The organism is Actinoplanes sp. NPDC049316 (assembly GCF_040677315.1).
Lineage (GTDB): Bacteria > Actinomycetota > Actinomycetes > Mycobacteriales > Micromonosporaceae > Actinoplanes.
This window is the reverse complement of sequence record NZ_JBFAQM010000001.1, coordinates 306757-328760: the sequence shown is the minus strand read 5'-3', so window position 1 is coordinate 328760 and position 22004 is coordinate 306757. Positions and strand designations below refer to the sequence as shown.

Annotated in this window: 22 protein-coding genes; 13 read left to right on the top strand and 9 right to left on the bottom strand. The window is 72.8% G+C overall.

Going from position 1 to position 22004, the window contains the following annotated elements:
* The first annotated feature begins 6 nt into the window (after window positions 1–6).
* From AB0K03_RS01470 to AB0K03_RS01445, 6 genes are all read left to right on the top strand, one after another.
* Window positions 7–375 (top strand): response regulator, encoded by a 369-nt coding sequence (locus tag AB0K03_RS01470; protein WP_364678838.1) that lies wholly within the window; start codon window positions 7–9, stop codon window positions 373–375.
* Window positions 372–650 carry an STAS domain-containing protein gene (locus AB0K03_RS01465; protein WP_364678836.1) on the top strand — a complete coding sequence of 93 codons (279 nt, stop codon included), beginning with the start codon at window positions 372–374 and terminating at the stop codon, window positions 648–650. Before AB0K03_RS01470 ends, AB0K03_RS01465 begins: the two co-directional genes overlap by 4 nt.
* Window positions 650–2800, top strand: coding sequence for a chemotaxis protein CheA (locus tag AB0K03_RS01460; RefSeq protein WP_364678833.1), 2151 nt, complete (start codon window positions 650–652; stop codon window positions 2798–2800). Before AB0K03_RS01465 ends, AB0K03_RS01460 begins: the two co-directional genes overlap by 1 nt.
* Window positions 2801–2932: 132 nt before the next feature.
* On the top strand, window positions 2933–3838 hold the full coding sequence (locus AB0K03_RS01455) for a hypothetical protein (protein WP_364678831.1): 906 nt from the start codon (window positions 2933–2935) through the stop codon (window positions 3836–3838).
* 1 nt (window position 3839) lies between these two features.
* The gene (locus AB0K03_RS01450) at window positions 3840–5021 is read left to right on the top strand and encodes a serine hydrolase (RefSeq protein WP_364678828.1); all 1182 of its coding nucleotides are present in this window, start codon (window positions 3840–3842) and stop codon (window positions 5019–5021) included.
* 68 nt (window positions 5022–5089) lie between these two features.
* Window positions 5090–6220 carry an alpha/beta fold hydrolase gene (locus AB0K03_RS01445; protein ID WP_364678825.1) on the top strand — a complete coding sequence of 377 codons (1131 nt, stop codon included), beginning with the start codon at window positions 5090–5092 and terminating at the stop codon, window positions 6218–6220.
* Between the two features lie 93 nt (window positions 6221–6313).
* Here AB0K03_RS01445 and AB0K03_RS01440 read toward each other — a convergent pair whose 3' ends face one another.
* The 3 genes from AB0K03_RS01440 to AB0K03_RS01430 are packed head-to-tail and all read right to left on the bottom strand — an operon-like array spanning window position 6314 to window position 8833.
* Window positions 6314–7192: a hypothetical protein gene (locus tag AB0K03_RS01440; protein ID WP_364678822.1), complete on the bottom strand. Its 879-nt coding sequence runs from the start codon at window positions 7190–7192 to the stop codon at window positions 6314–6316.
* A complete protein-coding gene (locus AB0K03_RS01435) occupies window positions 7189–8538 on the bottom strand; it encodes a hypothetical protein (protein ID WP_364678820.1) in 1350 nt (449 codons plus the stop codon). Before AB0K03_RS01435 ends, AB0K03_RS01440 begins: the two co-directional genes overlap by 4 nt.
* On the bottom strand, window positions 8531–8833 hold the full coding sequence (locus AB0K03_RS01430; RefSeq protein ID WP_364678818.1) for a DUF6403 family protein: 303 nt from the start codon (window positions 8831–8833) through the stop codon (window positions 8531–8533). The genes AB0K03_RS01435 and AB0K03_RS01430 overlap by 8 nt, the downstream gene beginning before the upstream one ends.
* A 104-nt stretch (window positions 8834–8937) precedes the next feature.
* Between AB0K03_RS01430 and AB0K03_RS01425 the strand changes: the two genes are divergently transcribed.
* The 3 genes from AB0K03_RS01425 to AB0K03_RS01415 all read left to right on the top strand — a co-directional run bounded on the left by AB0K03_RS01425 (window position 8938) and on the right by AB0K03_RS01415 (window position 11414).
* A complete protein-coding gene (locus tag AB0K03_RS01425; RefSeq protein WP_364678815.1) occupies window positions 8938–9606 on the top strand; it encodes an NAD(P)-binding domain-containing protein in 669 nt (222 codons plus the stop codon).
* Window positions 9607–9681: 75 nt separating this feature from the next.
* Window positions 9682–10485 (top strand): SAM-dependent methyltransferase, encoded by an 804-nt coding sequence (locus AB0K03_RS01420; protein WP_364678812.1) that lies wholly within the window; start codon window positions 9682–9684, stop codon window positions 10483–10485.
* A 14-nt stretch (window positions 10486–10499) separates the two neighbouring features.
* Window positions 10500–11414 (top strand): P1 family peptidase, encoded by a 915-nt coding sequence (locus AB0K03_RS01415; RefSeq protein WP_364678810.1) that lies wholly within the window; start codon window positions 10500–10502, stop codon window positions 11412–11414.
* On the opposite strand, the gene AB0K03_RS01410 is transcribed toward AB0K03_RS01415, so the two are convergent.
* A complete protein-coding gene (locus AB0K03_RS01410) occupies window positions 11415–12032 on the bottom strand; it encodes a TetR/AcrR family transcriptional regulator (protein ID WP_364678807.1) in 618 nt (205 codons plus the stop codon).
* A gap of 39 nt (window positions 12033–12071) precedes the next feature.
* Between AB0K03_RS01410 and AB0K03_RS01405 the strand changes: the two genes are divergently transcribed.
* Complete coding sequence (locus tag AB0K03_RS01405; RefSeq protein WP_364678805.1) at window positions 12072–12971, top strand: chlorophyllase/cutinase-like alpha/beta fold protein; 900 nt, start codon at window positions 12072–12074, stop codon at window positions 12969–12971.
* A 9-nt stretch (window positions 12972–12980) separates the two neighbouring features.
* On the opposite strand, the gene AB0K03_RS01400 is transcribed toward AB0K03_RS01405, so the two are convergent.
* Window positions 12981–13976, bottom strand: a complete 996-nt coding sequence (locus AB0K03_RS01400; protein WP_364679386.1) for an aldo/keto reductase — start codon at window positions 13974–13976, stop codon at window positions 12981–12983.
* A 70-nt stretch (window positions 13977–14046) separates the two neighbouring features.
* Between AB0K03_RS01400 and AB0K03_RS01395 the strand changes: the two genes are divergently transcribed.
* Window positions 14047–15663: an amidohydrolase gene (locus AB0K03_RS01395; RefSeq protein ID WP_364678802.1), complete on the top strand. Its 1617-nt coding sequence runs from the start codon at window positions 14047–14049 to the stop codon at window positions 15661–15663.
* Here AB0K03_RS01395 and AB0K03_RS01390 read toward each other — a convergent pair.
* Entirely contained in the window at window positions 15642–16403 is a 762-nt protein-coding gene (locus AB0K03_RS01390; RefSeq protein ID WP_364678800.1) for a hypothetical protein, read from the bottom strand. The genes AB0K03_RS01395 and AB0K03_RS01390 overlap by 22 nt on opposite strands.
* Window positions 16404–16477: 74 nt before the next feature.
* Window positions 16478–16996 (bottom strand): hypothetical protein, encoded by a 519-nt coding sequence (locus tag AB0K03_RS01385; protein ID WP_364678798.1) that lies wholly within the window; start codon window positions 16994–16996, stop codon window positions 16478–16480.
* 164 nt (window positions 16997–17160) lie between these two features.
* On the opposite strand from AB0K03_RS01385, the gene AB0K03_RS01380 reads away from it, so the two are divergent.
* Window positions 17161–18366: a cytochrome P450 gene (locus AB0K03_RS01380; protein WP_364678795.1), complete on the top strand. Its 1206-nt coding sequence runs from the start codon at window positions 17161–17163 to the stop codon at window positions 18364–18366.
* A gap of 47 nt (window positions 18367–18413) precedes the next feature.
* Here the strand turns inward: AB0K03_RS01380 and AB0K03_RS01375 are convergent, their stop codons facing one another.
* Together AB0K03_RS01375 and AB0K03_RS01370 are read right to left on the bottom strand one after the other, a co-directional pair.
* Window positions 18414–20006: an alpha/beta hydrolase gene (locus AB0K03_RS01375; RefSeq protein WP_364678792.1), complete on the bottom strand. Its 1593-nt coding sequence runs from the start codon at window positions 20004–20006 to the stop codon at window positions 18414–18416.
* Between the two features lie 145 nt (window positions 20007–20151).
* Complete coding sequence (locus AB0K03_RS01370; protein ID WP_364678789.1) at window positions 20152–20550, bottom strand: ChaB family protein; 399 nt, start codon at window positions 20548–20550, stop codon at window positions 20152–20154.
* 157 nt (window positions 20551–20707) lie between these two features.
* Between AB0K03_RS01370 and AB0K03_RS01365 the strand changes: the two genes are divergently transcribed.
* Window positions 20708–22003: an ArsB/NhaD family transporter gene (locus AB0K03_RS01365; RefSeq protein ID WP_364678786.1), complete on the top strand. Its 1296-nt coding sequence runs from the start codon at window positions 20708–20710 to the stop codon at window positions 22001–22003.
* The last annotated feature ends 1 nt before the right edge of the window (window position 22004 follow it).

The following is a 22004-nucleotide window of genomic DNA, read 5'->3' as shown; positions in this document are numbered from 1 at the left end:
TGAACGATGGCGAAGACCATTCTGATCGTCGACGACTCGGCCTCGGTCCGGCAGGTCGTCACGATCGCGCTCAAGGGCGCCGGGTACGACGTGATCGCCGGCGTGGACGGCAAGGACGCCCTGTCGAAGCTGAACGGGCAGCGTATCCACCTGATCATCTCCGACGTGAACATGCCCAACATGGACGGCATCACGTTCGTGTCCGAGGCGCGCAAACTGCCGGCGTACAAGTTCACGCCGATCATCATGCTGACCACCGAGTCGCAGGAGGACAAGAAGCGGCAGGCGCAGGCGGCAGGCGCGAAGGCCTGGGTGACCAAGCCGTTCCAGCCGGACCAGATGCTCAGCGCCGTGGCGAAGCTGATCGCGCCGTGACGCCCCGGGAACCGCGCCGCCTGGCCGTGGACGGCGAGCTGACGATCATCACGGCCGCCGAGCAGAAGGAGCGGCTGCTCGGCGCGCTGCAGACCAGCAGCGGCCTGCGGATCGACCTGGCCGGGGTCGAGGAGATCGACACGGCCGGGCTGCAGATCCTGCTGCTGGCCCGGCGCGAGGCCGACCGGCTGAACGTGCCCCTCGAGCTCGGCCCGGCCCGCGGCGACGTCGCGGCGGTGCTGGCGCTGGCCGGGCTGGCCGCGGAGGAGGAGTGATGTCCGCAGACGACGACATGCGCGAGGCGCTCGACATCTTCGTGACCGAGGCCCGCGACCTGGTGCAACAGCTCGAGGAGGGCTTTCTCGAGCTCGAGGTGCACCCCTCGGCCGCCGAGACGGTCAACACCGTCTTCCGCGCCGCGCACACCCTCAAGGGCTCGGCCGGGCTGTTCGGGCTGCAGCACCTCGTCGGGTTCACGCACGTGCTGGAGACCGTGCTGGGCTCCGTACGCGAAGGGGATCTGGACGTGTCGCCCGGGCTGGTGAGCACGCTGCTGCCGTGCGCCGACCACATCGGGGCGATGATCGAGGGGCTCGCCGCGGGCCGGCTGGAGCCGGACGCCGCGCAGGCCGCCGACGGGGCGCGGCTGCTCGCGGGGCTGGAGCCGTACCTTCCGGACGGCGCCGATGGATCCGCGGCCCGGCGGCCCGACGCGGCCGGGGACGACGCCGAGGCCGAGGAGCGGGCCTGGCTCCTGACCCTGCGGTTCGGTCCCGACAGCCTGCGCAACGGCATGGACCCCCTGTCGTTCCTGCGCTACCTGTCCACGATCGGCACGGTGACCGCGGTGACCGCGCAGGACGACGCGCTGCCGGTCGCCGAGGAGATGGACCCGGAGACGTGTTACCTCGGGTTCGAGGTCGAGCTGAGCACCGGCGCGCCGAAGGAGGAGATCGAGGCCGTCTTCGAGTTCGTCCGCGAGGACAGCGACATCCGGATCGTGCCGGCCGAGCGGCAGTTCGACGCGTACGTGCGCGCGATCCGCGCGATGCCGGAGAGCGAGCGGCTGGGTGACGTGCTCATCGGCAGCGGCGCGGTCACCGAGCTGGAGATGGCGGACGCGCTGCGCATCCAGCAGGAGCAGGCGGTGCGCAGCGGCACCCAGCCGGTGCCGATCGGCGAGATCCTGGTGGAGCACGGCATCGTCCCGCGGCCCATCGTGGACGCCGCCCTGAACCGCCAGCGCAAGACGGCGGAGACCCGGACCCAGGACACCCAGACCATCCGCATCGACGCGGCCCGCCTGGACCGGCTCATCGACCTGGTCGGCGAGCTGGTGATCGCGCAGTCCAGCACCGCGGTACGCGCGGGCGGCGGCGGGGAGGCGCAGAGCGAGGTCATGCGGCTGGTCGACGAGGTACGGCACAGCGCGCTCGCCCTGCGCATGGTGCCCATCGGCACGACCCTGCGCCGCTTCGAGCGCGTGGTCCGCGACGTGTGCCTGGAGCTGGGCAAGGAGGTGTCGCTCGTGATCACCGGCGGCGACGCCGAGATGGACAAGGCCCTCGTCGAGCGGATCAGCGACCCGCTGCTGCACCTGGTGCGCAACTCGCTCGACCACGGCATCGAGGCGCCGGCCGAGCGACAGCGGTACGGCAAGTCCGCCAAGGGCACGCTGCGGCTCAACGCGTACCACGACGCGGGCAGCATCGTGATCGAGGTCGGCGACGACGGCCGCGGGCTCAACCGGGACAAGATCCTGGACAAGGCGGTGGAGCGCGGGGTGGTCGCCGCGGGTACGGCGCTGACCGACGCCGAGGTGTACGACCTCATCTTCGAGCCCGGCTTCTCCACCGCCGAGACGGTGTCCAACCTGTCCGGCCGCGGCGTGGGCATGGATGTCGTGCGCCGCAACGTCACCGCGCTGCGCGGCAGCATCGAGGTGGAGACGGCCCGCGGGGTCGGCACCACGATCCGGATCCGGCTGCCGCTGACCCTGGCCATCATCGACGGGTTCCTGGTCGGGGTGGGCTCGTCGTGGTTCATCGTGCCGCTCGACCGGGTCACCGAGTGCGTGGAGCTGCCGCCCAGCCAGCCCGGGCGCGACTGCATGAACCTGCGCGGCGAGGTGCTGCCGTTCATCCGGCTGCGGGAGCTGTTCGGGATACCGGGCGAGCCGGCGCGGCGGCAGAACGTCGTCATCGTCGAGCAGTCGGGCCAGCGTACGGGCCTGGTGGTGGACACGCTGCTGGGCGAGCTGCAGACGGTGATCAAACCGCTGGGCGTGTTGTTCAGCCGGTTGCGCTGCATCAGCGGCTCGACGATCCTGGGCAGCGGCGAGATAGCGCTGATCCTGGACGTCGGGACGCTGGTGGCGGATCACTCCAGCCGCGAACACCTGCGGCACGCCGTGACCGCCGCCTGACAATTCCTCAGAGTAATTGGAGCGTTACGGAAAGCGATATCTGCGCCGGTCGACAATTGCCGAGGCCTAGACTCCGAGTACTACGCACCCGCGCACTTGTCCCCGCGGCGCGACCGGACAAAGAATCGGTTCATGACGCTCGGCAAGAAGGATCTGCCTTACCCGTATAACCAGGACTTCTCCGGCATCGTCACGCGCGTCAAGGGCGTCCGCGAGGCGACCCGGGCGGCGCTGGTGAACTCGCCGAAGGTCGCGTCGTACCTCAAGGCCGGCGCGAACCTCATCGAGCAGAACCTCGGCGCCTGCGAACGGGCGGCGGAGGCGGACGGACGCAAGCAGTACTGGTCCGGGCTGCGCTTCCTCACCGAGCGGGCGCTGTCGAAGGAGATGGAGAACCTCGAGCCGCCGTTCCTGCGCCAGAAGGGCGACGGACCCTACCGCGCCACCTGGGCCACCCACGACGACTACCTGAACGACCTGCTCACGTTCATGTTCCACGCGATGAGCTACGACCCGCAGTACGACGCGGAGGTCGAGACCCGCGGCTGGCTGGACGACGAGGAGAGCTTCGTCGACGCCATCGACCGCGCGACCTACGCCGAGCTGCAGGCGATCTGCCGGATGCCGCTGTTCCGGCTCCAGCTGATCATGGTGGCCACGGCCGACCGCAACGACGGCATCCACGACGCGATCGCGAACAGCTACGCCGGCGCGCTGGAGCCCTGGAAGAAGATCTACGAGTCCACGTTCGCCTCCCGCGGCTTCCAGCTGCGCCCCGGCGTGACCCTCGACCAGCTGGCGTACATGCTCGCCGCGGTCACCGAGGGCTTCGCCCTGCACCACCTCGGCGACCCCGGCGCCGGGATCATCGGCGAGTCGCCCGACGACAACCTGGTGGGGATGGCCGTGCTCGGCATCCTCAACAGCTACCTCGAGCCCGTGTCTGAACCCAGCGGGCGAGCCCTGCGTGAACACTTCCGAGACGTCTCGAACACAGCGCGGCCGACCGCTCGTACCTTCGACGACAGCGGGGAATGACATGACGAGCACGACGGAGCACCCGGTCCTCCCGGCGTACCAGCAGCCCTCGTGGTGGGAGCGCCAGAGCGATCGGGTCATGCGCCGCCCGTTCAACGAGTTCACCTTCACCCACATGAACTGGCTGATCCCGACCGAGCCGGTCCGGCGCGGCGCCACCGCCCGGCCGCTGCCGGTCGAGCACCTGCCGCTCAACCTCACCTACCGCTTCGACGATCGCGACCACAGCCTCGCCGACCTGCACCGGCGCACGTACACCACGGCGTTCGTGGTGCTGCACCGCGGCGCGATCGTCCACGAGAGCTACCCCGGCGCCTTCGCCGGTCCGCGGGTCCGCATGCAGCTGTTCTCACTGTCCAAGTCGATCACGTCGATCCTGGTGGGCATCGCGCTCGCCGAGGGCGCCATCGGCAGCGTGAAGGACCTGGTCACCGACTACCGGCCGGACTTCCTCGGCACGGCGTACGAGGGCACCACCCTCGCCGACCTGCTCGACATGAGCAGCGGCGTCGGCGACCTCGAGACCTGGGACGGCACCGACAGCTTCATCCGGCGCTTCGAGCGGGCCGTGCTCAGCGGCGGCGACGTGGCCGGGATCATCCGCGCCGCGCCGCGTACGGCCGGCATCGGGGAGCGCTTCAACTACTCCACCTTCGACGCCCAGGTCCTCGGCTGGGTGCTGGAGGCCGCCACCGGGCTGACGCTGGCCGCGTACGCCTCCGACCGGCTCTGGAGCCGCATCGGCGCCGAGCGGGACGCGTACTACGGGCTGAGCCGCTCCGAGCCGCGCACCGCCATCGGCGCCGGCGCGTTCAACGCCACCGCCCGCGACCTGGCCCGCGTCGGGCTCATGATGGCCCGCGGCGGCGTCGCCGGGGACCGCCAGATCGTGCCCGGCGACTGGGTGCGCCGCAGCCGCGGCGCCGACGCCCCGCACCTCGCCGTCGGCGCGCTCGGCCCCAGCGGCTACGACCACTACGGGTACGCCAACCAGTGGTGGACCCTCGGCGAGACCTGCTTCAACGCGTTCACCGGCCTCGGCGTCCACGGCCAGTACCTCTTCGTCGACCCCGCCGCCGACGTGGTCATCGTCAAGTGCAGCGCCTGGCCCACCGAGGACGATCCGGCACGCGACCGCGAGACCATCACCGCGTTGCGCCGCATCGCCGACCACCTCGCCTGAGAAGCTCTTCTTTCCCATCCTATTTCCACGCGGTTCCTCCGCGCCCATTTCCGGAAAGGCAGAAATACATGAGGAATGCTTTCGGGCGGCGACTCGCCGTCAGATGGGCCGCCGCCGTCCAGGTGACGCTCCTCGCCGTTCTCGGCACCGTCGCCGCCTCCGCCGGCACGGCGAACGCGGTCACCGCACCCGGCACCGTTCTGCTTTCCAGCACCGCCTCACTGCCGTCGGAATTGGCGCCGCTGGCCACCGGCAAACGCATCGCATACGTGACCACGAACGTCTCCGGCGCCGCCACCGTGGCGACCGGGCTGATCCTGACCCCGAAGACCGGCAAGACCAACCGGACGGTCGCCTGGGGCCACGGCACCACCGGCCTCGCCGACAAGTGCGCGCCGTCCGCCGCCCAGACGGTCTTCTGGCCGGAGGCGCGGGCCGCCATCGCCGCGCTGCTCCGCAAGGGCTGGACGGTCGCCGCGCCCGACTACCCCGGCCTCGGCACGCCGGAGGCGCACCCGTACCTGGTCGGCGCCAGCGAGGGCCGCTCCATCATCGACAGCGTCAAGGCGGCCCGGAACCTCGACCCGGCGCTGACCACCGACTACGCCGTCGACGGGCACTCACAGGGCGGGCAGGGCGCGCTCTTCGCCGGCCAGCTGGCGCCCTCGTACGACGGCTCGCTCGTGCTCCGCGGCGTGGCCACGATCGCCCCGGCGTCCAACCTCGACCTGATCGCGCCGGACATCCCCGGCACCCCGGGGCAGGGCTACCTCGTCATGGCCCTGTACGGCATCAACGCGGTCGAGCCCACCTTCAAGCCGGACACCTACCTCGCCGCCCCGGCCAAGCAGAAGTCGGGCGTGCTGCAGAGCGGCTGCCTCAACGAGATCCTGGCCGCGTACGCCCCGCTCACCCCGGAGCAGCTCGTGCCGGGCGGCGTCGTCCCGCAGGCCGTGATCACCAAGCTCGCCCAGTACGGCAACCCGGGCGGCACGGCCCCGAGCGCCCCGATCCTCATCGTGCAGGGCACCGCCGACGAGGCGGTCCCGTACGCCATCACGGCCGGCCCGCTGATGGACAGCCTCAGCCGGTACCGCCAGCCGGTCGAGTTCATCACCCTCGACGGCGAGACCCACGACGGCGCGGTCTTCGCCTCCGTGGACACGGTCGCGAACTGGCTCGCCGACCGCTTCTCCTGACCTCGGACGACCCCACGACGTCCCGCGCCCCCCGGGACCGGCGGCACCCCACGCGACCACCCCCGCGTGGGGTGCCGGCGTCTGTGCAGCCGGTCAGGCGGCGAGCCGGCGGGCCTTGACGGTGAGCGCCTCCACCCGGGCGGTGAGCTCGGCGGCCCGGTCCGCGTCGGCGGTCGCGATCTCGCCGAGGATGGCCGTGTAGTCCGAGACCAGCCGCCGATAGCGGCGCCGGTACGCGTCGTTGCCGACCGTGCCGGCCCACTCGTCCAGGTCGATGATCTGCTGGGCGAGGACCGCCGCCGCCGCGCTCAGCGCCGTCCTGGCGTCGCCGGCCTCGGCGAGGCGGTCGCGGCGGTCCACGGCCAGCCGGCCGGCCCGGCGACCGGCCACGAACACGACGGCCGAGCCGACCAGCACCGCCAGGACCGCCGCCGCCGCGACCAGGTAGCGCGGCAGGGACGGGCTGATCGTGCGCGCGCCGTCGGGCACCGTGCCGGAGCGCACGAGCGTGTCGTAGTTGACCACGACGACCTTGAGCGCCTCCAGGGGCCGGTCCGGGAACTGGTCCACGCCCCGGCCGATGGTCGTCTCGGCCACGAACGCGCGCCCGAAGTTCTCGTCGTCCACCCCGGGCAGCAGCGTGCACGCGTACCGCTCGTACTCGTCGCCGTCGCGGGCCAGGACCAGCACGAGCGTGCCGTCCGCGGCGTGCCGGACCCGGTCGCAGCCCGCGCGCAGGTCCGCTCCCGGCTCGAGGAGCAGCACGACGAGGCGCCGGTTGCCGACGACCCGTTCCGCGGCGGCCTCGTCCAGGCCGGTGCCGGGCGCCGCGTACACCGACGAGGTGCGCACGTCGCGGGCGTCCGGCCCGTCCAGGACGCCGCCGGACCACAGCGCCCAGCCGGCCAGCGCGAGGCACGCCAGCACGGCGAGACCGAACGGCGTGGCCAGGAACCTGCGGATCCGGCTCATGCGAGCCGCTCCCGCAGGTAGTCGGCCGGGCGATATCCCGGGTACGGCAGCAGCCGGGCGGCCTGGTCCAGGTCGGCCTCGGCGTCGGTGAGCAGCGAGCGTACGTGGGTCTCGGGCAGGTCGTCGTCGAGCGCGGACCGGGCTGCGGTGAGCGCGGTGATGCCCCGGGTCAGCGCGGACTCGCTGCGGCTGTCGGTGAGCGCGGACATCTCCACGGCCAGCGCGGTCAAGCCGGCGAGGCGGGCGGGTGTGCCGTGCTCCCGCCGCGCGCGCGGCCGGCGCAGCGGGCGCAGCAGGGACCGCATCGACAATGCGAAGAACACGCCCACGCAGGCGACGAAGAGCCACGGCAGCACGGGCAGGGCCACCCGCAGCGGATCGGCCGGGCGGTACGGCAACGGCCGGTCGAACAGCCCCGCGTACCGCACGTCGGTCACCCGCCCGAGGTACGCGCCCAGCACGTTGGCCTGCGGGTACGCGTACCGGCTGAGCCGGTCGCCGAACTGCGCGTAGAACCCGGCGGCCGCCACCTCCGCGAAGTCGCCGGCGTCCGGGCCGTGGTACTCGATCCAGTCGCCGTGCAGCTCGACGATCGGCCGGCCCGGGAACAGCCGGGTGAGCGCGGGCCCGTAGCGCACCAGCGGCGCGTCGGAGGACTGGCGGGGCTGTGCGACGTACAGCGGCTCGCGGCCGGGGAACGCGTTCTGGCCGGGTACCTCCGTCAGCGTGGCTCCCGGGGCGGTGTAGAGCCCGGTACGCCGCAGCTGCGCCGCCACCGCCGCGACCTCGGCCGCGGCCGGCTCGCGCCACCGCACACCGTCGGCGTCGGCCGGCGGCGGTTGCTCCCGCAGACCCGCGATCAGCGTGATGAGCAGGTTCGTGACGTCACCGGCGGCGAACTCGGCGCGCCAGTCGTCGAGGGAGTCCCCCGTCGCCTGGTACGCCCCGCCGGTCACCTCGGTGCCGATCACGCGGATGGTGGCGTCGCGCACGTCGCGTACCCGGTCGCGCTCGGCCTTGTCGAGACCCGGCGGCGCGACCAGGATCCGCATCCGCTCGGCGCCCATCGCGGCGCGTACCCGGTCCTCGTCCCACCGCGCGACCGAACCGGGCAGCCGGACCACGTCGGTCTTGTTGATCATGGCGGTCATCTGCTCGGCCGACGGCACGGTGGCGTCGCTCAGCTCCCCCGCGGCACCCTCGGTGACCCCGGCGGAGGTCGACGGCGATCGGCCGTAGCTCACGTCGGCGCTCTGCCGCTGGGCGACCACGAAGATCACCAGAACGGCGACGGCGGCGGCCAGCGCGACCCACCGCGCCGCCTCGCGCAGGCGGCGGTCAGCCATGCACAGCCGCCCGCCACAGCCGGTCCGCCTGCCGGGCCAGCTCCCCCGCCTGCCGCGCGGCGGCCACGCCACCCCGGCCGGCGGCTATCGTCTCGGCGCGCGTCAGCAGTCCCTCCGCCTCGGCGACGCGGGCCGGGCAGGCGTCCCGGCTCACCGCGGCGGTCGCGATCGCGGCCCGCGCCGACGACCATGCCGTACGCCGATCCAGCGCGGCCGCCCGCAGCCGCGGCGCCGCGGCGACCGCGAACCCGGCCCCGAACAGCACCGCGACGCCCGCCGTCCACCACCACTCCATGATCAGCCATTCTGGCAGGCGGTCGCGCCGGCCGCCGACGTGGCGCACGCGACACCGCCACGGACGGCGGAATCCCCGGGACCGGCCGGCGGTTGGGCGCGGGTATGACGACGATCGGTTTCATCGGCAGCGGGAACATCGGCGGCACCGTGGCACGGCTGGCGGTCGCCGCCGGCCACGACGTGGTGCTCAGCAACTCCCGCGGACCCGAGACCCTCCAGGACCTGGCCGGCGAGCTCGGCCCGCGCGCCCGCGCCGCCCGCCCCGCCGACGCCGCGGCCGCCGGCGACCTCGTGGTGGCGACGGTGCCGTTCAAGGCGTACCCGGACCTGCCCGCCGAGCCGCTGGCCGGCAAGGTGGTCATCGACACCACCAACTACTACCCGCAGCGCGACGGCCAGTTCGCCGAGCTCGACGCGGACACCGTCACCAGCAGCGAGCTCGTGCAGAAGCACCTCGGCGACGCCCGGGTGGTCAAGGTGTTCAACAACATCTTCTTCCGCCACCTCGGCTCCCTCGCCCGCCCCGCCGGCGCGCCGGACCGCTCCGCGCTGACGATCGCCGGCGACGACGCCGACGCCAAGCGCGCCGTGGCGGCCTTCCTCGACTCCCTCGGCTACGACACGGTCGACGCCGGCTCGCTCGCCGACAGCTGGCGGCTCCAGCCGGACACCCCGGCGTACGGCGCCCCGTACGGCTCGTTCGACGACCCGGCCGGCACCCCGGCCGACGCGGACAAGCTCCGCGTGGCCCTCGCCGCCGCGCAGCGCTGATCAACTCGTCGATGGTGGACGGTTCTTGCCGCCGGGCCAGTGACGCCGCGCCTCGCAGACCCTAGGGTTGGCGGGGTGAGCACCGAGCGCCCCGGGATCGACGAGTCCGTGCCGCACTCCGCGCGGGTGTGGAACTACTGGCTCGGCGGCAAGGACAATTTCCGCGCCGACCGGGAGGTCGGTGACGAGTTCAGCCGGTTCTATCCGGACATCGAGGTGGTGGCCCGCAGCTCGCGCGGCTTCCTCACCCGCGCCGTGCGGTTCCTGGTGGGCGAGCGGGGCATCCGCCAGCTGCTCGACATCGGCACCGGGCTGCCCACGGTGGACAACACCCACCAGGTCGCGCAGGCCGTCCTGCCGCAGGCCCGCATCGTGTACGTGGACAACGACCCGATGGTGCTCGCGTACGCCCGCGCCCTGCTGACCGGCACGTCGCAGGGCGCCACTGAGTATCTCGACGCCGACCTGCACGACCCGGAGCGGATCCTCGAGCTGGCCGGGCGCGGCACGCTGGACCTGTCCCAGCCGGTCGGCCTCATCCTCATGAACATCCTCGGCCACGTGCCCGACCTGGGCGAGGCGGCCGGGATCGTCCGGCGGCTCCTGGCCGGCCTGCCGTCGGGCAGCTACCTGGTGACCGCCGACGGCACGAACGTGCTCGACGGGCCGGCGTTCGAGGAGGCGATCGCGGTGTGGAACGCGAACGCCCCGCTGTCGTACCACCTGCGCACGCCCGAGCAGCTGGCCACGTTCCTCGAGGGCCTCGAGGTGGTGGAGCCCGGCCTGGTGCCCTGCTCGCGGTGGCGGCCGGCCCCGGACGCGACGCCGGAGGAGCTGCGCGAGGTCGACGAGTACGGGGCCGTCGCCCGCAAACCCTGAGGCATGATCGGAGGGTGGCCGCACCGCAGCTGCTCTCCGCGTACGCCGGGCACTGGACCGGCGACGGCACCGGCGTGACCGTGATCCTCCCGCCGCCGGGCACCGTCGCGTCCGGCGAGGTCCGCGGGGGCGCGCCGGCGACCCGCGAGTTCGCGCTGCTCGAGCCGACGCGGCTGGTCGACCGGGTGGACGCGGTGGTGCTCTCGGGCGGTTCGGCGTTCGGCCTGGCCGCGGGCGACGGCGTCATGGGTGCGCTGCGCGAGCGCGGCGCGGGCTTCCCCACCCCGGCGGGGCCGGTCCCGATCGTCATCGGCATGTCGATCTTCGACGCCTCGGTCCGCTCCGGCCCGCCGGCCGCGACCGGCGCCCCGCACACCGTTGGCCCGCCACGCACCGCCGGCCCGCCGGATGCGGCCGCTGGACGGGCCGCGGCGCGGGCCGCGTGGGACGGCGAGCCGTTCGGCACGGGCCGGGCCGGCGCCGGCACGGGCGCGTCGACCGGCAAGTGGCGCGACCGGCTCGACCCGGGCGGCGTGGGCTGGGCCGTCCGCGACGCCGGGCCGGCCCGGGTGGCGGCGGTCGTCGTCGTCAACGCCTGGGGCGACGTGCTCGGCCCCGGCGGCGACCCGCTGTTCGCCGCCGACGCGGCGCCCGCGCGGCCCGCTGCCGCGTTCGGTATGCAGAACACCACGATCGGCGTCGTCCTGACGGATGCGGCACTGTCCAAGAACGACTGTTTCCTGCTGGCGCAGAGCGGTCACACCGGCTTCGCGCGGGCCATCCATCCGGCGCACTCGCGCTATGACGGGGACGCGGTGGTCGCGCTCGCCACGGGCGAGGCGGCCGAGGCGGCAGACCTTGATCTGGTACGCGCGATTGCGGTGGACGTGGTCGCCGACGCCATCCGCACGGCGGTGTCGGGGCGGTAGTCAGTCCGGCCGGCGCAGACCCGCCACGAGCAGCCCGACGAGCCGGCGCGGTTCGTACCGGCGGCTGCTCCCGGCGCCCGCGCACAGACTCCCGATCCCCCGCATGAGCTCGTACGCGTCCAGCCCGGAGCGGATCTCCCCCGCCCCGGCCGCGGCATCGAGCAGCCCGGTGCACACCGGCTCCAGTTTGTCGAGGAAGTAGGAGTGCAGCGGGTCGTAACAGGGGTCGTCGGACTGCAGCACGGTGGCGAGCCCCTGCTTGGTGATCACGAAGTCGACGAACAGGTCGAGCCAGCGGCTCAGGGCGGCGTACGGGGCCACGCCGCTCGCCAGCAGCGCCGGCCCCTCCGCGGCGAGCGTCTCCACCTGGTGCCGGTAGACGGCGACGATGAGGTCCGCCCGGGTCGGGAAGTGGCGGTAGATCGTGGCCGTCCCGACGCCGGCGCGGGCCGCGATGTCCCGGATCGGCGCTTCCACGCCCGCCGCGACGAACACCGCGGCCGCGGCGTCGAGCAGCGCCTTCTCGTTGCGCCGCGCGTCCGCCCGCTTGGGACGCGCCGCGTCGCTCACCACACCGCGTCCCTCTCTCCCGCATTGCCAACCGGGACAGTGTCCCATATCTTAAGCGGGACGTTGTCCCACTTAACTGGAGTCCCCATGCCCGTCGTATCGGTGAAGCCGATCGTCCTGACCGCGCCCCACCGGGGCCGGCACCTGCACGTCAAGGTCTCCGCGCCTGCCGACGGCGCCGAGCTGCCGATCATCCTCTTCTCGCACGGGTACGGCTCCTCGCTGGACGGGTACGGGCCCCTGACCGACCACTGGGCGGCGAACGGCTTCGTGGTGATCCAGCCGACCCACCTCGACTCCCGGACGGTGGCGCTCCCGCCGGACGATCCGCGTACCCCGGAGATCTGGCGGCTGCGCGTCGACGACCTGCGCCTCGTCCTCGACCGGCTCGACGAGCTGGAGGCCGCCGTCCCCGGCCTCGCCGGCCGGATCGACCGGCGCCGGATCGCCGCGGCGGGGCACTCCTTCGGCGGCCAGACGGCGGGCAACCTGCTGGGCCTGCGCGTTCTACCACCGGCCGGGGCCGGGGAGGACCTGTCCGATCCGCGGGTCAGTGCCGGCGTGCTGCTCGCCACGGCCGGAAAGGGCGGCGCCGACCTGTCGCCGTACGCGGCCGAGCACTTCCCCTTCATGAACCCGAGCTTCGCCACCATGACCACGCCGGCGCTCGTGGTGGCCGGCGACAAGGACGACTCCCCGCTGTCCGTGCGCGGCCCGGAGTGGCTCGCCGACCCGTACGCGCTGAGCCCGGGCGAGAAGAGCCTGCTCACCCTGTTCGGGGCGGAACACTCGCTGGGCGGGATCGCCGGCTACGAGGTCCGGGAGACGACGGACGAGGACCCGGAGCGCGTCGCCCTGATCCAGCGGGTGACGCTCGCGTACCTGCGGCACGCGCTCGGCATGGACGACGCCGGGTGGGCGGCGGTCCGGGCGGATCTGGCGGGAGCCGGCAACCGGCTGGGACGACTCGAGTCCAAACACGGCTAGCGCGCGGCTCTAGGCAGCGTCCAGACGGCTGAGCTGCTCGGGCGTCAGCTTGACGTCCAGCGCCGGCAGGGCGTCCTCGAGCTGCCGGGGCGTGCGCGGGCCGATCAGCGGCAGCACCCGCGGGCCGCTCTGGTGCAGCAGCCAGGCCAGCACGAGCTGGTTCGGGGTCACGCCGGTCTCCCCCGCGACCTCGGCCAGCACCGCGAGGCGCGCCTCGGCGTCCGGGCCGGCGTACGACTCCATCGCCCAGTGGCCGCCGCGCTTGGCGGCGTCGTCGTAGACGCCCTTGAGGATCGGCGAGTACGCCACGAGCGTCTGGTCGTCGTGCTCGCGCAGGTAGTCGAGCTGCTCGGCGCCCACGATCGACACGTTGTCCACGCCACCGCGCGGGCGCAGGTACGTGTGCTGCTGCTGCACGGCGACGGGCAGCGGCCAGCCGTTGCGCTCGCACAGCTGCCGGATGCGCTCGAGCCGCCACGTCCGTACGTTCGACCAGCCCAGGTGGCGTACCTTGCCGGCCCGGACGAAGCCGGCCAGCGTCTCGAGGGTCTCCTCCAGCGGGGTGGTCCGGTCGTCCACGTGGATGTAGTAGAGGTCGACGTGGTCGGTGCCGAGCCGCCTCAGGCTGCCGTCGAGCGCGTCCCGCAGGGTCTGCGCGCCCGCCCCGGCGAAGGTGCGCCGGGCCAGGTCCCAGTTCGCCGTGCCGCCGGCGTCCCACAGCTGCGGCGAGTAGTGCGGCAGCGCGCTGCCCTTGGTGGCGAGGAAGACCCGGTCCCGCCGGCCGCCGGCGCGCAGCCACCGGCCGAGCAGCTCCTCGCTCTCCCCGCCGCGGCTGTCCCGCCGGGCCCACCACTCGTAGCAGTCGGCGGTGTCGATGAACGACCCGCCCACGTCGAGATAGCGGTCCAGGATCCGGACGGAGTCGGCCTCGTTCGTCGCGTTTCCCATCTGCATGGCGCCGAGGGCGAGCACGCTCACCTGCTCGCCGGTGCGCCCCAGTTCCATCGTCTGCACGCAGATGACGCTAGGACCTGGAGCGCGCTCCAGGTCAACACCTTCGTGCGATGCTGCCGGCATGGATCTGCTCTTCACCGGCGGGCCGCTATTCGGTACGGACGCGAGCGCCCTGCTCGTGCGCGACGGCCGGATCCTGGCGACCGGCCACGACGAGGTGCGCGAGCTGGCGGGCCCGCGTACGGAGGTCGTGGACCTGCGCGGGCGGCTGCTGCTGCCGGGGTTCCAGGACGCGCACGTGCACGCCGTGCTCGGCGGGCTGGAGCTGGGCCAGTGCGACCTCAGCGGCACGACCGACGTCGGCGAGTACCTGCGCCGGGTCCGGGCGTACGCGGACGCGCACCCGGACCAGGAGTGGATCGCCGGGGGCGGCTGGTCGATGGAGAGCTTCCCGGGCGGCGTACCCGGCCGGGGCCTGCTCGACGAGGTGGTCCCCGGCCGTCCGGTGTTCCTGATGAACCGCGACCACCACGCGGCGTGGGTCAACAGCCGGGCGCTGGAGCTGGCCGGCGTCACCGCCCGTACGCCCGACCCCGCCGACGGCCGGATCGACCGCGAAGCCGGCGGCGAGCCGGCGGGCGGGCTGCAGGAGGGCGCGATGGCGCTCGTCGCCGCGCTGGTCCCGGCCGCCACCCCGGCCGACCGGCTGGCCGGGCTGCTGCGGGCGCAGCGGCTGCTGCACTCGCTCGGGGTGACCGCGTGGCAGGACGCGATGCTGTGCGCCACCAACGGCTACCCGGACGTCTCGGACGCCTACCTGACCGCGGCGACGGACGGGACGCTGGTCTCTCCGGTCGTCGGGGCACTGTGGTGGGACCGCGAGCTCGGCGCCGCGCAGATCCCCTCCCTGGTGGACAAGCGGGACAGGTTCACCGTCGGGCCGCTGCGGTGCGGCACGGTCAAGTTCATGCTCGACGGCGTCGCCGAGAACTTCACCGCCGCGATGACCGCCCCGTACCGCGACGCGTGCGGGCACCCGACGGCCAACAGCGGGCTGTCCTTCATCGACTTCGCCGCCCTGCCCGGCTACGTGACCGAGCTGGACCGGCTCGGCTTCCAGGCGCACTTCCACGCGCTGGGCGACCGGGCGGTCCGCGCGGCCCTCGACGCGGTCGCGGCCGCCCGCGCGGCCAACGGACCGGGCGACACCCGTCCGCACCTCGCGCATCTGCAGGTCGTCCACCCGGAGGACGTACGCCGGTTCCGCCCGCTCGGCGCGACCGCGAACCTGCAGGCGCTGTGGGCCGCGCACGAGCCGCAGATGGACGAGCTGACCATCCCGTTCCTCGACCCGCAGCTGGCCGGGTGGCAATACCCGTTCGGGGACCTGCACCGCGCCGGCGCGCGCCTGGCCGCGGGCAGCGACTGGCCGGTGAGCAGCCCGGACCCGCTGCAAGCCGTGCACGTGGCGGTGAACCGGGTGCTGCCCGGCCAGGACCGGCCGGCGTTCCTGCCCGGGCAGCGGCTGGACGTGGCCACCGCGCTGCGCGCGTACACGTCGGGGTCGGCGTACGTGAATCATCTCGACGACAGCGGCACGCTGAGCGCGGGTGACCGCGCGGACCTGGTGGTCCTCGACCGGGACCCGCTGGCCGGGCCGCCGCAGGAGATCGCCGCGGCCCGGGTGGCGATCACCTACGTCGCCGGGGAGCGGGTCTACTCGTCGCGCGACGCGTGAACGCCGTGCCGGCCGGCCCGCACGTCCTCGTCGTCCCCGGCGGCCTCGTCCTCGTCCAGCTCCGGCTCGGCGTCCTCGACGACCTCCGCCACCACGGCCGCCTCCTCCTCGTGCGGGAGCTCGCCGGCGACCTGCGGCTGGTCGACCCAGAGCGCGCGCAGCTGGGTCTGCATGAAGCCGGTCAGCCGGGCGCGGTACTCGCGGTCGAACCGTTCCAGGGCCTCGATCTGCTGCTGCAGCGCCTCGCGCCGGGCGCCGAGGCTGCCGACCACGTCGTCGTAGCGCTGCTGCGCGGCCAGGCGCAGCTGGTCGGCGTTGGCCTGGGCGTCGGCGGTGATCCGGCCCGCCTCGCCGCGCGCCTCCAGCACCACCTTGGCGGCGCTGCGCTGGGCCTCCTCGGCGCGCATCTGGGCGTCGCGGGCGGTCTGCTCGGCGGCGGCCCGGGCGTCGAGCAGCACCTGCTCGGCCTCGCGGCGCACGTTGTGGGCGTGCATCTGCGCCTCGCGGCCGATCTCCTCGGCCGCGGCGAGCGCCTCGGTGCGGATCTTGTCGGCCTCGTGCTGCGCCCGCGAGAGGTGCTCCTCGGCGGTGCGCTGCGCCATGGTCAGCACCTGCAACGCCTGCGCCGACGGCACGCCCTGGCCGTTGGGGTTGATGAGAGCGTGCTCCGACGTGGCGCCTTCGGGGTGGGTCCCGTTGAACATGACCTTCACGCGATCCTTCATCCGATTGTCCGTCACCGAGACCTCCTAGAACGGCGGCATGCTACCAACGCGGGCCGCGCATCCGCGAGCCGCGGAAAGCAACCGCCCGATCACCCAGAGCAATGCCCATTGCCGCCGGTGAATGCGGCGGCCACCACGGCCGGCAGCCCGCTCGCGGTGCTCGAGTCACCACCGCTCATCGCGGCGACGAGGATGCCACCGCAGACGCAGAGCAGCAGCACGGCGACCACGACGAGCATCGCGATGGTGAAACCCATGCCGGGATACTTCTGCGGCGGAGCGCCCATCGCGCCGCGCATGAAGGCGATCATCGGCGCGCGGTACTCCAGCTCGACCGTCTGGCCGGGCTGGACGGTGACACCCAGATCGGCGACACCCACCCGGGAGGGCAACAGGTACGGCACGTGCACGTGGACGTGGTGCTGGCCGGCGGGGACGGGCAGGACCGTACGGCCCCACGCGTTCGCGGCCGGGTGACCGTCGATCTCCACCTGCGGCTTGAACAGGCCCAGCATGAACGCGAGCGGGTGGAACTTGAGCGTCAGCGCGATCGCGCCCCCGCCCTGCGGCGCCCCCCACGACTGCTGGGGCTGCTGGTGGTCGTACATGGACGTGGCTCCTCCTCCGAATGACGGCGCGCCGCACGATACGGCCCGCGGCGGCCGCGGCCGCCGCCGGGGTTCCGCGCAGCGATGCCCATCTATTACGATCCGTGCTTGCCCTATAGCTCAGCGTGTCTAGATCCCGATCGTCCGCGATGGCAGGAGCACGCATGTCAGACACCCGGCAGGCCGGTGCGGCGCGTACGTACCCGTTCAGCGACCCCGACCGCCTCGACCTCGACCCCCTGTACGCCCACCTGCGCCACGAGGAGCCGGTGACCCGGGTCCGGCTGCCGTTCGGCGAGGAGGCCTGGCTGGCCACCCGGCACCAGGACGTGAAGACCGTCCTCGCCGACCCCCGGTTCAGCCGGTCCGCCGCGACCGGCCGCGACGAGCCCCGCACCACGCCCCGCCAGATCGGCACCGGGATCCTGGCGATGGACCCGCCGGACCACAGCCGGCTGCGCCGGCTGGTGGCCAAGGCGTTCACCGCCCGCCGGGTGGAGGAGCTGCGGCCCGGCACCACCGAGATCGCGAACGAGTTGGTCGACGCGATGGTCTCGGCGGGACCGCCCGCCGACCTGGTGGAGGACTTCTCCACCCCGCTCCCGGTACGCGTGATCTGCCGGCTGCTGGGGGTGCCGCCGGAGGACCAGCACCTGTTCCGGACGTGGTCCGAGGCGATCGTCTCCACCACCTCGTTGCCGCCGGAGCGGATCGGCGAGTACCTGGACAGCCTGCACGCGTACATGGCCGGGCTGATCGCGCAGCGGCGGGTGACGCCGACCGGCGACCTGATCGGCGCGCTGGTGCTGGCCCGCGACAACGAGGACCGGCTGAGCGAGCAGGAGATGGTGCAGCTGGCCGCGGGCCTGCTTGCGGCCGGTCACGAGACCACGGTCACCCAGATCTCCAACTTCATGTACGTGCTGCTGACCCACCCGGCGAAGCTGGCGGAGCTCAGGAACGACCCGGGGCTCATCCCGGGCGCCGTGGAGGAGCTGCTGCGGTACGTGCCGCTCGGCGCCGCCGCGGCGTTCGCCCGCTACGCCACCGAGGACCTGGAGCTGGGCGGGGTGCGGATCCGCGCCGGCGAACCGGTGATCCCGGCGCTGTCGTCGGCCAACCGGGACGCCTCGGTGTTCGGCGGCGCGGACGACCTCGACTTCACCCGCGAGGCCAACCCGCACGTCGGCTTCGGCCACGGCGTGCACCACTGCCTCGGCGCCCAGCTGGCCCGCATGGAGCTGCAGGTCGCGCTGCGCACGCTGCTCGGCCGGCTGCCGGAGCTGCGGCTGGCGGTCGACGAGAAGGACCTGCCGTGGAAGACCGGCCTGCTGGTCCGCGGCCTGCGGGAGCTTCCCGTCGCGTGGTGACGCACCGGTCCCGGGAGCCGGCGGGGCTCCCGGGACCGGTGGCCGGTTCAGCGGATGGTGACCAGATCCCGCAGCGGGACCCGGCCGGCGCCCGCGGTGGCGCTGAGGCTCTTCGCCGCGGCGGCCGTGGGGTCCGGCACCGGGACGGGCTCACACTGCTTGTCGGAGCGGTTGCCGTGCACCCGGGTGGGCAGCGCGCCGGAGTCGAGGTACGCGGCGATGGTGTCGTCGGTGCAGGCGACCCCGTTGAGCGAGCCGGCGTGCGTGATGCCGCCGACGCCCTCGAGCAGCACCGAGCGCGGGAAGCGCTTGCGGACCTCGAGGCTGCCCGAGTACGGCGTGGCGGCGTCGTTGGTCTCGCTGATCAGCAGGATCGGCGGGGCCTTCTTGCCGTTGACCGTCACCGGCGTGCCCGGCTTGGCGCCCCAGTTGCGGCAGGGCGCGTTGTACCAGGCGTTGTTCCAGGTGATGAACGGCGCCTTGGCGTAGGTCTTCCAGTTGTCCCGCCGCCACTTGTCCCAGCTCTGCGGCCACTTGACGTCGGTGCACTGGGTGGCGAGGTACATGGCGTAGTTGTTGTCGGCGCCGGGCTCGCCCGGGGCGGCGTACTGCGCCTCGAGCGGCTTGGAGTCGCCGTCGTTGACCCACGCCGCGAACGCCTCGGCGACGTCCTGCCAGCCGAAGACGTAGTAGCCCGCGGAGACGAAGATGTCGTTCCACTCGTCCGGGCCGATCTTGCCGCCGGCCGGCTTCTTGCGCAGCTGCTGCAGGGTCGCGTAGTACTTCTTCTTCACGACCTTGGCGGTGCTGCCGAGGTGGTACACGGAGTCGTACTCGGCGACCCAGGCGAAGTAGACGTCCATGTTCTTGTCGAACGCCACGTCCTGGTCGAGGTTGGCCGCGTACCAGACCCGCCGCGGGTCCACATTGCCGTCGAGCACCATGCGGCGCACCTTGTCGGCGTGCAGCGTCGCGTAGACCTGGCCGAGGTACGTCCCGTACGAGAAGCCGTAGAAGTTGATCTGCTTGGCGCCGAGCGCCTTGCGGATGCTCTCCATGTCGGCGATGGTGTCGGTGGTCTTGACGTGGTCGAGCAGCGCCCCGCCCGCGCGGTCACAGGCCTGGGCGTACGCCTTCGTCTTGGCGAGCCACGTCTTCTCCAGCGACTTCGTGACCGGCACGTAGTAAGGCCGGTTGTAGCCGGCGTACTCGGTGTCGCAGCTCAGCGCGGGCTGGCTGGAACCGACGCCGCGCGGATCGAAGCCGATCCAGTCGTACTTCGTGCCGACGTCGCCGGGCACGTACTCGCCCAGCACCGACAGGGTGAGGCCGGAGCCGCCCGGACCACCCGGGTTGGTCAGCATGACGCCCTGGTAGTCGGCCGAGGTGTGCTTGATCCGCGACACCGCGAGCTTGATCTTGGTGCCGCCCGGCTTCCGGTAATCGAGCGGCACGGTCAGCATGCCGCACTGCGCACCCCGCGCGTTCAGCCCCGCGCTGGCGCACTGGCCCCAGGCGATGGGCGGCGGGGTGTAGCCGGCCCCGGACCCGCTCCGGGCCTGCGCGGTGGACGGGATCATGCCGCCACCGATCGCGAGCCCGACCGCGGCGGCAACGGTGGCCGCCAGAACTCTTCTCATTCCTTGCCTCCCACTCGGCCGCCCGCCTCCACACAAGACGGGCGGCTGAAGGAGACTAGTCATGCGCAAGCCGGGAGGCGCCACCCCCCGAGAGGGCATTTCTCAGGCGTTTGACGGGGGCCGTCCCCGTCCCGCCCGCGGCGGTCTACTTCGTCCGGGCCTTGCGGGTGCTCTTCGCGTTGGCCTTCTGGATCGCCTCGACCAGCTCGGACTTCTTCATCTTGCTGCGGCCGCTGATGTCGAGCTTCTTCGCCAGGCTCTGCAGGTGCTCCTTGCCGGCGTTGGCGTCGACCCCGCCCGCCGTCTTCGCCTTGGTGTCGCGGCCGCCGGCGGCTTTCTTGTCGCTGGGGCCCTTCTTCGCCTTGGGCTCCCAGTGGTCGCCGACCTTCTCGAACGAGTGCTTGACCGCGGCGAGCGCCGTACGGTGCGCGCGCTCGCCCTCGCCGTACTCCTCGACCGCGGAGTCGTGGACCTTGACGTACGTGTCCTGGGCCTTCTTCGGCGACCGCTTGAGGGTGCCGGGCATGTCCTTGCGCGCTGGCATGGTGAAACCTCCACGACAAACGACAACTGACGTGATCGACGTGCCCGGGTCGTGGCCACTTCAAACGGCGCGACGGCCGGCCGGCTGTTAGGTTATCGCTGGTGTGCCGGGAAGTCTGGTCGGCGATCGATGACGGCTGACCAGCTCCGGGAGACACATGGGCACGCTTGCCTGGATCGCGGTGGTCGTGTTCGTGACCGCGTACGTGCTCATCGCCACCGAGAAGATCAACCGGGTCGCCGTGGCCCTCGGCGGCGCCGCGGTCATGCTGGCGGTGGGGGCCACCGACGCGGAGCACGCGTTCTTCTCCGAGGAAGCCGGCATCGACTGGAACGTCGTGTTCCTGCTGCTCGGCATGATGCTGATCGTCGGGGTGCTCAAACGCACGGGCCTGTTCGAGTACGTCGCGATCTGGGCCGCCAAGAAGGCCCGCGGCCGGCCGTTCCCGATCATGGTGATCCTCATCGTGGTCACCGGGGTGGTCTCCGCCGCGCTGGACAACGTCACCACCGTCCTTCTGGTCGCGCCCGTGACGCTGCTGGTGTGCGACCGGCTGGGCGTGCCGCCGATCCCGTTCCTCATCGCCGAGGTGCTGGCCTCCAACATCGGCGGGACGGCCACGCTGGTCGGCGACCCGCCGAACATCATCATCGCCAGCCGCTCGGGGCTGAGCTTCAACGCGTTCCTGTCGGTGCTGGCGCCGTTCGTCCTGGTCGTGCTCGTGGTCCTCGTGCTGCTGTGCCGGTTCATGTTCCGGCAGGCGTTCCGCTACGACGCCGAGCGCGCCGCGCAGGTCATGGCGTTGCGCGAGCGGGACGCGATCCGGGAGCCGCGCCTGGTGGTGCTGAGCCTGTCGGTGCTGGCCGTGGTGCTCGCGGCCTTCACCCTGCACACGGTGCTCGGTCTCGAGCCGTCGGTGGTCGCGCTGCTGGGCGGCCTGCTGCTGCTCGCCCTGTCCCGGCTGGACCCGGCCGAGGTGGCCCGGGACGTGGAGTGGCCGACGCTGATCTTCTTCGCCGGTCTCTTCGTGATGGTCGGCGGGCTGGTCGCCACCGGGGTCATCGACGAGCTGGCCCGCGCCGCGACCGACGCGGTCGGCGACCGGATGTGGCCCGCCACGATGCTGCTGCTGTGGGCCTCGGCCGGGTTGTCCGCGATCGTGGACAACATCCCGTACGTCGCGACGATGAGCCCGATCGTCGCCGAGATGGTCGACGCCGCCGGCGGCAACGACCACGCTCAGGTGCTGTGGTGGGCCCTGGCCCTCGGCGCGGACCTGGGCGGCAACGCCACGGCGGTGGGCGCCTCGGCGAACGTGGTGGTGCTGGGCATCGCCGAGCGGGCCGGCCACAAGATCACATTCTGGGGCTTCACGAAGTACGGGCTGATCGTCACCGTGATCTCGGTGGCGCTCGCGGTGCCGTACCTGTGGCTGCGCTTCTTCGTGGGGTGAG